Annotated in this window: 10 protein-coding genes; 1 reads left to right on the forward strand and 9 read right to left on the reverse strand. The window is 50.2% G+C overall.

Going from position 1 to position 12544, the window contains the following annotated elements; genetic code table 11:
• The first annotated feature begins 70 nt into the window (after positions 1-70).
• The gene (locus SPIRS_RS16190) at positions 71-844 is read left to right on the forward strand and encodes a GerMN domain-containing protein (protein ID WP_013255768.1); all 774 of its coding nucleotides are present in this window, start codon (positions 71-73) and stop codon (positions 842-844) included.
• Here SPIRS_RS16190 and SPIRS_RS16195 read toward each other — a convergent pair.
• The 9 genes from SPIRS_RS16195 to SPIRS_RS16240 form a co-directional block, all read right to left on the reverse strand.
• Positions 837-1613 carry a TlyA family RNA methyltransferase gene (locus tag SPIRS_RS16195; RefSeq protein ID WP_013255769.1) on the reverse strand — a complete coding sequence of 259 codons (777 nt, stop codon included), beginning with the start codon at positions 1611-1613 and terminating at the stop codon, positions 837-839. The two genes, SPIRS_RS16190 and SPIRS_RS16195, sit on opposite strands and share 8 nt — an antisense overlap.
• 9 nt (positions 1614-1622) lie before the next feature.
• Positions 1623-2417: a TIGR00282 family metallophosphoesterase gene (locus SPIRS_RS16200; protein WP_013255770.1), complete on the reverse strand. Its 795-nt coding sequence runs from the start codon at positions 2415-2417 to the stop codon at positions 1623-1625.
• Entirely contained in the window at positions 2407-3936 is a 1530-nt protein-coding gene (gene rny, locus SPIRS_RS16205; protein WP_013255771.1) for a ribonuclease Y, read from the reverse strand. The genes SPIRS_RS16200 and rny overlap by 11 nt, the downstream gene beginning before the upstream one ends.
• Before the next feature lie 59 nt (positions 3937-3995).
• Positions 3996-7700 carry a hypothetical protein gene (locus SPIRS_RS21865; protein WP_013255772.1) on the reverse strand — a complete coding sequence of 1235 codons (3705 nt, stop codon included), beginning with the start codon at positions 7698-7700 and terminating at the stop codon, positions 3996-3998.
• Positions 7701-7760: 60 nt separating this feature from the next.
• Positions 7761-8057: a hypothetical protein gene (locus tag SPIRS_RS16220; RefSeq protein ID WP_013255773.1), complete on the reverse strand. Its 297-nt coding sequence runs from the start codon at positions 8055-8057 to the stop codon at positions 7761-7763.
• Between the two features lie 110 nt (positions 8058-8167).
• Positions 8168-8926, reverse strand: coding sequence for a 4-hydroxy-tetrahydrodipicolinate reductase (gene dapB / locus SPIRS_RS16225; RefSeq protein WP_013255774.1), 759 nt, complete (start codon positions 8924-8926; stop codon positions 8168-8170).
• 341 nt (positions 8927-9267) lie between these two features.
• Positions 9268-11031 (reverse strand): N-acetylmuramic acid 6-phosphate etherase family protein, encoded by a 1764-nt coding sequence (locus SPIRS_RS16230; protein WP_013255775.1) that lies wholly within the window; start codon positions 11029-11031, stop codon positions 9268-9270.
• Position 11032: 1 nt separating this feature from the next.
• Complete coding sequence (locus SPIRS_RS16235) at positions 11033-11665, reverse strand: HAD family hydrolase (RefSeq protein ID WP_013255776.1); 633 nt, start codon at positions 11663-11665, stop codon at positions 11033-11035.
• An 11-nt stretch (positions 11666-11676) separates the two neighbouring features.
• The gene (locus tag SPIRS_RS16240; RefSeq protein WP_013255777.1) at positions 11677-12534 is read right to left on the reverse strand and encodes a carbohydrate ABC transporter permease; all 858 of its coding nucleotides are present in this window, start codon (positions 12532-12534) and stop codon (positions 11677-11679) included.
• Between the last annotated feature and the right edge of the window lie 10 nt (positions 12535-12544).

Raw genomic sequence — 12544 nt, forward strand, 5'->3', positions numbered from 1 at the left:
AGCTAAAACTATACGGAGTTTTGGCTTCGGTGTCAAACCAAGGGCAATTGATGCCGATAGATAATGTACTATGGCACGTAAAAAAAACAGCTCATTAGGCTGTCTCTTCTGGATAGCATTAATTTTACTGGCACTCGTGATCTTCCTTTTCAGCAGGGAACGAATCAGTTCCGTTCTGGAAACAACAGGATTTGACACCCTTTTGAAGACGGTACAAAAGGACACAAAGGAGCCAGAGGTCAAGCGCATCTCCCCTGAGGAAGAAAAGCCGCCGGCCGAAGAAAGGCCGACCCCAGAGCCTTCCGAACAAGCCCAAGAAAAGCCAAAGGAACCGGAGGTCATTGAAAAAGAACTACCGGTTGAAAAGCTGGACGAACCGGAACAGGAAAAGCCGGAAGAAAAGCCTCTCGTGGAACAAAAACTTCGGACCTCGATTCTCTACTTTGTGATAGTAGGCGATTCAGGGGAAATCGCCCTTCAACACGTGACAAGGCCCGTCTATTACGAATCCTCACCCTTGACAAGGACCTTGGATGCACTATTGAAGGGGCTGACGACGGCAGAATTAAACAAAGGAATGATTTCTTTGATCCCCGAAGGTACAGCGCTACGATCCGTTATGGTAAGAAACGGGGTCGCGTACGTAGATTTCTCCGAAGCCTTCACCTTTAACGAATTTGGTGTCGAGGGCGCGAATGCGGCACTGAAACAGATAGTCTATACCGCAACGGAATTTTCCACCGTCAAGTCGGTTCAAATCACCATCAATGGCAAGAAAAGGGACTATATCGCCACGGAAGGGCTTACCATTGCGAACCCCATCGGCCGGGACTCATTCAAATAGGAGGATCAAAGCGAGGCGGTGCAACATCACCTTGATGAATCAAGAGGACAATCTCCCTGTTCCCTTTTTTTCTACCAGGAACAGGAGATTCGATTGCCGCAGCAGTTGCAACACCCTCTTCGGAGAGTCGCTTCTTCAGCTCGTTGAGCAAATATCGCCGTTCATCGTTATTTCGGACCACACCGTCGAAAAGGCAAGCACGCTCCCCTCCGTTAAGCAAACCGGAAGCCCGTTCAAACTGCGGCTTAAAAAGCACAAGTCCCCAACCGAGTCTGGTGAGCGCAAGGATCTTAGAAGCGGCCCCCCTGAGGGAACGGAACGACAGATCGGCAACAGCAGCATCCGGTACAGGATTTAGGGCCTCAAGCTCCATGATGTTGGTACGTTCATGGACGATAACCCGGGGATCGTTCCGCAGGGAGTAGGCAAGCTGATTATACCCAACGTCGACGGCATGGACTATGGAGGCACCACGGGATAAGAGACAGTCGGTAAATCCCCCGGTAGAGGCCCCCGCATCGACGAATATTAATCCCGTAACATCAATACCCAGGCGACGTATTGCCTCCTCCAGCTTCTCCCCGCCCCGTGAAACAAAACGACGGACGCGAAAGGCAGGGACGCTGTCGACAGGCACCAAGTGTTTCGGATCGCTGATCCGCTCTTCAGCGATAAAAACCTCACCGCAGACAATACGGGCATAGAGATCATCAGCATCAAGATCGGGATATCGCTTTTTCAATAATGCGAGAAGCGGAATTCGTTTCATTGAATACAATTAGACAAGAGAATGCTTTACCACCCGTTCAATCGACAAAGCCTTTCCCGAAGCAGCATCAATCTCAATCTTGACACCCTGAATAGCAGCGGGAGTATCAGAGACCTCCATTCGCAAAGGCATCTGTGTTGCCGAACGACGAAGAGAGATTTCCATGTCGCAGCCGATAACACTGTCAACAGGACCGGTCATGCCAATATCGGAGATATAGGCCGTGCCTTTGGGATAGATTCGTTCATCGGCGGTCTGAACGTGGGTATGGGTCCCGGTAACCGAGGAGACCTGGCCATCGAGATAACATGCAAGTGCCTCCTTCTCTTCCGGAGCCTCGGCATGAAAATCCACCAAGATAACCTTAGTCTTTTCACGAAGCTTTCGTACCATGTCAGCACCGATCCGAAAAGGACAATCAAGATCGCCCATTCTAAGCCGACCCTGAAGGTTAAGCACACCGACCTTTACCCCTTTGACCTCGACAATACAACTCCCGTGCCCCGGAACCCCGGGCGGGTAGTTTCCGGGACGAAGCATCCGTTCCTGGCTGTCGAGAAAGGGAAGAATTTCACGCTTCTGCCATATGTGATTACCGGAGGTAAGGACATCGGCACCGGAAGCAAAAAGCCTGTCGGCGATCTCGGGAGTAATTCCGAAACCGTCGGCGGCATTCTCACCGTTCACGACCACAAGATCGGCCCGGTACTCCTTTGCAAGAGATTTCAATCCAACAAAAAGAGCCCTGCATCCCGGCTGGCCGAAGACATCACCGAGAAGCAGGACCGTAATCTTATCTGGCATATTCCACTACCCGTGTCTCACGGATGATAGTCACCTTGATTCTTCCGGGATAACGAAGCTCAGCCTCGATTTTCTTGGCGATATCTTTCGCCAGTTCCTTGGCCCGATCATCATCCACAGACTCATGGTTCACCATAATGCGCAGCTCACGCCCAGCCTGGATTGCATACGCCTTTTCAACCCCCTCAAAGCTTTCGGAAAGCTGTTCAAGGTTTTCCAAGCGTTTGATGTAGTTATTGAGGGTTTCCCTTCGTGCACCGGGCCTTGAAGCGGAAATCGCATCGGCGATTTGAACAATAACAGACTCGACACAATTTGGTTCCACATCGTTATGGTGGCTGAGAATCGAATTAATAACCCGCGGATCCTCCCCAAGCTTGCGAGCCAACTCCGCTCCCAGCTCGGCATGGTTACCGTCGCTATCGGTCTCAATCCCTTTCCCAATATCATGCAACAAACCACCCCGTTTGGCGATCTCCCGATCCGCACCGATCTCCGCGGCAATCATTCCGGCAAGAACAGCTACCTCTTTTGAGTGTTTGAGCACATTCTGACCGTAACTGGTCCGATAGTAGAGCCGCCCCAGGGCCCGTATGGCCTCTTGGTTGAGATTGTGAATACCGAGGTCAAAGAAGACCTTTTCTCCCTCATCAAAAATAATCTGATTGATCTCTTTCGTAACCTTAAGCACGACCTCTTCTATTCGGGCAGGATGGATCCTCCCATCCTGAATAAGTCGTTCGAGAGCAACCTTTGCAATCTCCTTCCTGATGGGATCAAAACAGGAAATAACAACAGCCTCGGGAGTATCATCGATGATGATATCCACCCCCGTTAAGGTTTCAAGGGTCCGGATATTCCGCCCCTCGCGACCAATGATCCGCCCCTTCATCTCATCGTTGGGCAGACTGACGGAACTAATTGTCACATCGGAACTGACATCCGTTGCGATCCTTTGAATCGAGGTTACGATAATATCACGTGCCCGCCTCTCGGCAAGCGTCTGAGCTTCCTGCTCAATCTTATTTATGAGGACCTGCGCATCATGACGGGCCTCACTTTCCAGAGACTGAATAATAAGCTGCTTCGCTTCGTCGGACGAAATTCCCGCAACCCTTTCAAGCTCTGCCTTCCATTTCTGTTCCTCCTCATCGAGGAAAACTTCTCGTTCCCGTATCTTACCGTCCCGGTCTGCAAGCCTCTGTTTCTGGATATCCAGATCAGACTGCTTTTTTTCTAGATTTTCTTCTTTCTGCAGCAATCTCCTTTCCAGTCGCTGCAACTCATTTCTTCTTTCACGGAACTCTCGTTCCTGCTGATTTCTTTCCCGAAGTAGTTCATCCTTTGTCTCAAGAATCAACTCCCTACGCTTTGCTTCAGCTTCTTTGACTGCCTCTTGCTTTACCCGTTCAGCTTTCTGTTCAGAAGAAGAAAGCTGGAATCTGGCATACAGCCATCGTATTGTCCAACCTAGAATCAAACCGGAGACGGGGAGAACGATTGCCAATACGACAGTCATTAGACTCCTCCTACTCCAGATTACCGCTTATAGTAAGGATAACCTACCCAGTTGTCAAGCTATAGCTGTTTTAGCTTCGAAACAACCGATTCAATACCCGCTTCTGGTTTTCGTAAACTTACAAAAAGGTATGAGGCTTTTCTCTCATAAACAACGGGAATAAAAACCATTCCCTTTGCATAGCGACGATCATCCTCACACATCTTCTCATGAAAATAAGAGGAATGTTGTGCTCCCGAAGTAAAGGTGGCAAACAGATGTTTTGCAAACACCTCTGCTACGATTGGTTCGTTATGATCAAAACGAAATGTCTCAAGGCTTTTTTTATTAAAGCCGACCGAATAATCGATCTCCCAGTCCGTCTCCGTTTCAACAAGGAGCGCCGCATACATGGCTCCCAGCTTCTGGGATATTTTCATGAGGGCCTTCATCAGGCCGATGGTTCCGGATTTAAAACGGGAAAGGTATCGGTCTAAAAGAAAGCTGGTATCATCGAAAAGCGAGACCGCTTCGGGTAGAGCCGTAAGATCATCATCTTTATGAAACTCCCCTCCCGCTTCTTCCACGATATCGTCGAACTCGGGAATTACGACCTCACCGCCAAACAGTGAATCGATACCGCCTGTCGACACAGAGGACTCATGACTACTGTCGGGAGCATGGCGACCATCGGCAAGAACTTCGCCCACCAGAGCCCCAAGCTCGTCGTTCTTGCGGGTAGTACTTCTCACAAGTGAATCGGCGATTTGAAACACCCCATCCTCCAAAGCGATGGCATTCTTTTCCCTATCATCGGCCTTGCTCAAATCACCAAGGTAATAAAGCCGTAAGCGTTTGTCTTCCTTAAGCTGCCAAAAATCGCCTTTCCCCGGTTCCGAAACAAGCTCTTCAAGCTCTCCGACCTCTTCCAACTCCTCTATCTCTTCAAGTTCCTCTATCTCTTCAAGCTCTTCGGGTTCTTCAAGCCCTTCCAGATCGGCAGCCTCTTCCATCTCTTCTTCAGGCAGATTCTTGAAATCACCATGTTTATCCGACAAATCGGCCATACTACCATTCTCCCTTCCACCGCTCTTCTCTTCTCCGACCGCTTCCAGAAAACCGAGTACCGGTTGATAGGAAAAGGCTCCTGCATACATACGGGTCCGGTCAAACGGTATGGGTTCTCCCGAAACATACTCCAACTCAGAGGCCTCGGCATCATTTCTGGCTACCAGCTCAAGAAAGTCCAGAACCTCTCCATCCTGGTCGCCATCGGATATGGGGCCACCTACTTCTGAAAAATAAGTGTCCTCCAACTGAGATTCCAACTCTTTTCGAGCAAATATCTTCTCGCGTTCTCCAAAACCAGACAAGTTTTTCAATTCCGTGAGCAACAGTGACTCTCGCTCCGAAACTACCGTATCTTCCGGTTTTTCAGCGTTAGTGGTTTCTTCTAGTATTTCCCGGGTCTCTTCGAGCTCCGCTGCTTCCTCGAGGGCTTCCGGCTCCTCGAGTTCGGCAAGCTCTTCCACCTCTTCGGGTTCCTCGGCTGCCTCAAGCTCTCCAACCTCTTCGAGATCCTCTGCTTCCTCGAGGACTTCAGGTTCTTCCAGCTCGGCAAAGGCCTCTGGCTCTTCGGCTGCTGCGGAGGATTCAGGTTCTCCCGTTCCCTCAAGTTCGGCAAGCTCTTCCACCTCTTCAGGTTCTTCGGCCGCCTCAAGTTCCCCGACCTCTTCAAGCTCCTCCACTTCCTCGAGGGCTTCCGGCTCCTCGAGTTCGGCAAGTTCTTCTACCTCTTCAGGTTCCTCGGCTGCTGCGGAGGATTCAGGTTCTCCCGTTCCCTCAGGTTCGGTAAGCTCTTCTACCTCTTCGGGTTCCTCGGCCGCCTCAAGCTCCCCGACCTCTTCGGGTTCCTCTGCTGCCTCGAGCGCTTCCGGCTCCTCGAGTTCGGCAAGCTCTTCTACCTCTTCGGGTTCCTCGGCTGCCTCAAGCTCCCCGACCTCTTCGAGATCCTCCACTTCCTCGAGGGCTTCCGGCTCTTCGAGTTCGGCAAGCTCTTCCACCTCTTCGAGTTCCTCGGCCGCCTCAAGCTCCCCGACCTCTTCGGGTTCCTCTGCTTCCTCGAGGGCTTCCGGCTCCTCGAGTTCGGCAAGCTCTTCTACCTCTTCGGGGTCCTCGGCTGCCTCAAGCTCCCCGACCTCTTCGAGTTCCTCCACTTCCTCGAGCGCTTCCGGCTCTTCGAGTTCGGCAAGCTCTTCCACCTCTTCGAGTTCCTCGGCCGCCTCAAGCTCTCCGACCTCTTCGGGTTCCTTTGCTGCCCCCACACCTGCACCTTCAGGCGCGACAATCCGACCATCGTTGTCAGCGCTATGGGACACAGGAGTCGAGGAGCGAGACGAAGCAGCATCTCCGACGGTCCCCCTCCCTACGGCACGCTTATGTGCTCCAGCAGGGGCCGAAGTGCCGGAGTCGATCTGACCCGAGGCAGCCCCCAATTCAAGAATTTTACCTACAACCGCTTCAAGATTGCTGATATCGACCTTTCCGGGCAAAGCCGGTGCACGATCGGCGATGTGGCGATCAATAACAGAAAAGATTTCATTCCAGCCCGACTCTATCAGCCGATCAACCTCTTTCTCATCCTCAGGCTTCAGCTTGCCGAGACCGGCACGGATACCCTTTTTCACCTCATCCTTTCGATTCTCGACATCACGATGCCATCGATCCCAATCAAGCTCATCCTTGCGTTCAAGATACTCGCGAAGAAACTGAATTTGAAACCGTCTGACCCGTTCAGACAGGACAAGGACCTTATCTTGCCGTAGGTTAAAAAACAAAAAGAAAAGGAGAAACAGGGAAAAGAAGGTTGCTAAGACCAAAATAATCTTCAGGGAAGGCTGCAGACGAAACTCAGCCGTATCGATAAAAAAACCCACACGCCCGAAACCGTCGGAAGGGGTCGTGAAAAGATAAAAGCCCTTTCCAGCCCCATCACTCCACACCTCTCGGTCACGATTATCCGCTTCAGACCAGGTAAACTCATCGCTCCAGCTCCCGTTCCCATCGCTATCGCCATCGGAGAAAGCATCGAAAAGATAGCCTCCGGCAACAATACGAAGCGATTCCGACGGATCAAGAGCCCCGGCACGAATCAGAAAACGCTCAAGGTCGCGGACCGAAACATACCAGAAGGCATTCCCCCGCATCCGGCCATCAGCATCAGTCACAGGAAGCGAATAGCGAAACTCCTTTGAATCGGGGAGAAAACGGAGCTCCACATCTGTGCCGCTCCGTTCGGGAGCATCCGAATCTCCAGCGGAAGGCTGGGGAGAAAGCAAAATCCCCTCAGATTCTGAAGCAGGCAAATCCCGAAAAATCGTTTTGTAGCGTCCGCTTCGCTCAACATCATCATCAAAGGTACTGAAATGAACCCGCCGCTGATCGTCGACAAAACGAATACCGACGATACCGCGATAGCTATCGCGAAAGGTATCGATCAGATTTCGGATCGAAAAGATCGTTTCCTGATCCCAATTCGGCGAATAAATCGCCCCTGCATCAAAATCCGACAACACATTACGAAAGCGATCTACATTCTCATTATGGTAGGAAGCGACCTCCGCCCGTTTAAGGGCAAGCTCCTTATGCACTGACTCGGTGACCCTGACATCAAAATAGCGCGCCTCAATAAAAGAAAAAAAACCCGAATACGCCACAAAGGCAAAGGCGGTAGTGAGGAGAATCGTTAAGAGTAAACTCAGCGCGATCTTTTGTATATGTGTCATGGATGCGACTCTACCTATTCTATCGGCAGATTATTCTTCGGCTTTAAGGCGAACACATGCCTAATGCTCATCGGAAAAAAGCTTAGAAAATGCACGTTTTGCATCCTCCCCGCCCCTTTCGTCTTTTTTGCCCAAGGCCTCTGTTCTTTTTACCTCGGGAGCAAAAAAACCACAAAAATTGGCCCTATCTTTTTCCCTGACCGGTTCATCGATCCGCTCCCGGCAATCCCATTGCAAGCCCTTCTCATAAAATCTGCAATTCAGACAAACCTTTGCCTCTTTGCCACAATGAGTGCAGGAGGTGGAACGTCCTATCTTTTCCGGCAGGATCGCACCACAAGCGTAACAGCGTGCCATAGCAACCTCCCTAGATATTTTTATTATAGTACCCGAAAAGTCTAAAGAGGTGTAGATTTTCCAGGCGTCTGTGGGCCGCTTCGCCCCCTGACGCAGGGTCCGAGGCAAAACTATCTACCGCTGATCAAATCATCCATGGTGAAAAAGCCGGATGTCTTTGTCACAATGTAAGCGGCCGCCTTCATAGCGCCTGCGGCAAAAACCCTTCGGCTGTACGCCGAATGGGAGATAGTGATTACCTCATCGATTCCGGCAAAAAGGACATCATGTTCGCCGACAATCGTCCCCCCCCGTATGGCATGGATGCCAAGCTCCGAAGCCTCCCGTTTTTTGGCGCTTTCACGTCGTCCAAAAACATAATGAAGCTCACCGTCCCGCGCCTCATTGACCGAATCTGCCAGGGCAAGAGCCGTACCGCTTGGCGCATCCTTTTTCTGGTTATGGTGCTTTTCGATAATCTCAATATCGAAGGCGTCCCCTAAGGCTTGGGCAGCCTGGGCAGCAAGCTTTCTGATGAGATTTATCCCCAGAGACATGTTTGCAGCCTGAAAAACGGGCGAAGTTTCAGCAAGCGTCTTCAAGGCAGTCATATTCTCATCGCTGAGACCAGTTGTGGCGACAACCACCGGCACATGTCGTTTTTGTAAAAAAGAAATCATGGTGGGAACAGCCTCGGCCCCTGAAAAATCTATTAAGACATCGGCATCGACATCACACGCCTCGAGGCTTTCAAACACGGGAAAGGGCTCCGCATTGATCCTTCCCTTCGGATCTATACCGGCAACGATCCGATCCTTTTCCCTCTCGGCCACAATCGTCGCCATCATGGCTCCCATTCTTCCGCCCGAACCGTTCATGATAATATTCATAATCAGCCTCCATGAGTCTTTTGTACACTTCCTTACTATACCGTGTAAGCGGCACCTGCGTATAGGATATGGAAAAAGATGCCGCATGTAATGCAACAAAAAAGAACAGTTGATAAAAAAATTCTTTTAAAAGCGTGTATTTACGTTTAGTATACAAAAGAGCGGGAGCACATTCGCCGATCGATCCGACTCTGGTAAGGGATGGTTCGAAGGCAGAAGGCTCCCGCTCTTCTTTCAGGATAATCCTATTGAAAAAAGAAATCAAAATAATCGGGGATAAATATCGGGAAAAAAGTACGTCATGTGTACAGGCATCCCAATACCATCCTTGCAGATTCCTGCTAGATTATGCCATGTAAACGCTCCAGCGCATCGATCACCGGAGAAGTGGTCGTTTGCCCGCCCTCTTTTAGGAATTGATCCCGAGCAAGCATCGAAAGATGCAATTCGTTACATGCTTCGGCATAAGGGATGCCGGTAAGCTGTGAAATAATGCGACTTCCCCGATCAATCAGTTTCTTGTTGGTGGGATCAAGCTGAACCATCCAGTTTCCCTGTATTCTCCCGAGTATCCCCATGGTTGCGGTACTAACGGTATTCAAGACCAGTTTCACTACCAGATGGTGCCAGAGGAAGATGGGGCTATCAGGCAGACTCATAGGGAGAAGAACCTCTTCGCCTCCTTTATAGCTCCTTTTGCTCCCTATCCTGAGGAGATCACCGTTCCAAGGAGTATCAGGATTCTCATCTCCTATGACAATCTGCAGAAACCAGTACGGTTCCCTTTCCTTTCGGCTGGGATCATGCTCGCAACCGATAAGGTATCTGGCGATTTCTCCGGTCCCCAAGGAGGGAGGCTCTTTACAAAGATACGGGGGGGCATCCATGGCCTTGTAATCGTCTCCGCTCCAGTCAAGCCCTCGGGGTTTACGCCGCAACATGGAAAACCAGGCCTCGGCACTCGTACGACGGGGATCCTTGGCATATGCCCAAGAAACAGGAGCCGATTCGTCATCAGCCGGACGGAAAGGAGGCAGCATAAAGGTGGGTGAGCGCTCGCTCGTATCGCAAAAAATATCCAGCAAAAAACGGGAAGCCAGATAGGTCACACGACCTCCCTCTTTATAGATTTGGCATTCTTTACCAGCCCAATAGGCCATAGCCTCTCCACACGCCTGGGACTCCAAACTCTGAAGAAGGGAAGCAAAACGATCCGCTTGTCCCATGCGATCGAATTCCTTATGTCCTTCACCGGCGGTGAGAAGAGCCTCTTCCATTGCAGATCCGACCACCATCATCTCCAGAGTGGTGGCCTGCATTCGTGTAGAACCGGAAAGGGCCATAGGACCGCTAAAAAGATCGATAACATGAAGATCGGGGTGCTTAATCAGCTTTCTCGATCTATCTATCCTGGACTCGAGAAGGGAAGAAGGATTGCTAAAAACCAGAAAAACGTTCCCTCCCCGGTCAAGGGCCTCTTCTGCAGTACCCAAAACCGATGAAGTTTCGCCTCCCTCGGTAATTGCAATCAAGACATCCCCCCGGGAAAAATGAAGCTCAGCTATTTGACGCCTTCCAAAGGTCGCGAAATCTTCAAAGTTTTCAACGGCCCGAATCAGGGCACGATCACCACCTGTCATGACGCTACAGCACTGATTGGCCTTTTGTAAAAAGGGATTGTCGGTTTCGGAGTGCTGGGCCGCTTCGCCTGGTAAGGCACCAGCACGGTCCTCCCAGTACTGACGCCACATCTCTTCCAGCATCACGGCCAGTCGGCCGGTACTGCCGCAGCCGGAAAAACAGAGTCTGCCCTTTCCTGAAACAACCGAGGCAAAGGCCTCTACCAACCGTTCATAGGAATCTGAATAAAAGGTCCGCCGAGCAACCGGCGGCAAATCTCCATCCACTTTTTGCAAAAGGCGTATCCCAGCAAGCGGATCCAGCTGTACCGTATGACTAAAATTCCTCGTATAAGGATGAGCCTGTTCGGTCGGCAAATATCCTAAGTGGAACTGCTCTTCCTCTGATACAAAACGGTCGGCCATCTTTCTGGCATCCCGCAAGATTTGATCATTTTGGGTACATTGATAATAGTTCGATGTCATATTATTCTCCGCTCGCTGTTTTGGTGTTTCTTTCATCAAGGATTTTTAGGGATACCAGCTGCTGTAAGAGATCTTCAGCAGAACGATAAAGAACGGCATGCACTCCGATCAGCGAGGCGGCCTCGACATTTTCTTTCAAATCATCGGTAAAAAAAGCCTCTCCGGGCTGTACCTGCTCATTTTCAAGAATGCGGCGATAGAATTCCGGATCCGGTTTGCTGACCCCCATCAGATGAGAAGGATATACCTTGTCAAAAACAGCATAATCGCCATTTCGAAGATGAATTTTATAATGGGAATCGATTACATTGGTGCCGCAGATTATCCGCATACCAGCAGATTTTAATCGTTTAAGAATACGAAGAGTGGGATCATGCAGCCGCGGAGCAAAAAATTTCCCAAACCGGCTATGCTGACTATCAGGCGGTCGCTCTCCGGTACAGAGTGTATAGAGATCCCAGATTTCTTTTTCACTGATTTCGCCCCGGCCATGTCGATGAATGGCATCAGCCAGACGGGAACCAATCTCCGCAAAGCTGTTTTCTTGTCGACCAAGCCATGCCATGAGCTGCGGGGTAACATTATGATTCCTAATCACAACGCCGCCCATATCAAAGATGCATAATCTAATCATAGAGGTAATTTTTACTCCTTCCCTGCCGAGTACATACCACTTCCCTGTAAAAAGTACTTCGACAAGCTAAGAAACATCACAACAATGGGAAGGCTGGCAAGAACGGCCACAGCCATCATAGCTCCCTCATCGGAGTATTTCTCTTCGGTAAATTTGACAATGTAGGTGGGAATCGTCTTCATCTTTTCTTTCTGAGCCAGAAGCAGGGGCCATAACAAATTATCCCACTGCCCCCGAAAACTGAGAATTGCGGCGGTGGCAATGGCAGGGGTACTGTTTTTGAAAACAATCCGCCAGAAAATTCCTAATTCTCCCAGGCCATCGATCCGTCCCGCGTCAAGAATATCGTCGGGGAAGGTCATGAGATACTGGCGCATCTGAAACAGGCCAAATGTGTTGAGGACAAAGGGCAGAACCAATCCGGCATAGGTATTCTGCAGCCCCAGCTTTACTGCGGTTATGTACATGGGAATCATGATTGCTTCAAATGGGATCATCATCCTTCCCATGATGATAAGAAAGACAATATTTCTCCCTCGAAAGCGGAATTTGCTCAGACCATAGCCAGCCAAACATGAAACCATTACCGACAGGGTAGCCGTGGTGCTGGCAACGACAACAGAATTTAAAACATTTCGCAGAAAGATGAAGCTGTGATCATTTCCTGCGACGGCCCGATAAAAGTTTTCCAGATAGATCCGACTTGGTATCCAGCGATATGGCATGGAGAAAATTTCCGAGGAAGGCATGAATGAAGCGGAAAACATGAAAGCAATGGGCATCAAAATTGCCAGCAAAATCAAGACAAGGAAGATATTGATTATATAGTTGATCACCCGGTTAAGGGGAGTGTTATTTCGCAAAAACACAAGCGTGCTC

The sequence above is a fragment of the Sediminispirochaeta smaragdinae DSM 11293 genome, assembly GCF_000143985.1.
GTDB classification, from domain to species: domain Bacteria; phylum Spirochaetota; class Spirochaetia; order DSM-16054; family Sediminispirochaetaceae; genus Sediminispirochaeta; species Sediminispirochaeta smaragdinae.

Excerpts from the sequence above, each read along its gene's own strand:
- SPIRS_RS16190 (WP_013255768.1), top strand. The coding sequence starts at position 71 with ATGGCACGTAAAAAAAACAGCTCATTAGGCTGTCTCTTCTGGATAGCA.
- rny (WP_013255771.1), bottom strand. The coding sequence starts at position 3,936 with ATGACTGTCGTATTGGCAATCGTTCTCCCCGTCTCCGGTTTGATTCTA.
- SPIRS_RS16200 (WP_013255770.1), bottom strand. The coding sequence starts at position 2,417 with ATGCCAGATAAGATTACGGTCCTGCTTCTCGGTGATGTCTTCGGCCAG.
- dapB (WP_013255774.1), bottom strand. The coding sequence starts at position 8,926 with ATGAATATTATCATGAACGGTTCGGGCGGAAGAATGGGAGCCATGATG.
- SPIRS_RS16235 (WP_013255776.1), bottom strand. The coding sequence starts at position 11,665 with ATGATTAGATTATGCATCTTTGATATGGGCGGCGTTGTGATTAGGAAT.
- SPIRS_RS16230 (WP_013255775.1), bottom strand. The coding sequence starts at position 11,031 with ATGACATCGAACTATTATCAATGTACCCAAAATGATCAAATCTTGCGG.
- SPIRS_RS16220 (WP_013255773.1), bottom strand. The coding sequence starts at position 8,057 with ATGGCACGCTGTTACGCTTGTGGTGCGATCCTGCCGGAAAAGATAGGA.
- SPIRS_RS21865 (WP_013255772.1), bottom strand. The coding sequence starts at position 7,700 with ATGACACATATACAAAAGATCGCGCTGAGTTTACTCTTAACGATTCTC.
- SPIRS_RS16195 (WP_013255769.1), bottom strand. The coding sequence starts at position 1,613 with ATGAAACGAATTCCGCTTCTCGCATTATTGAAAAAGCGATATCCCGAT.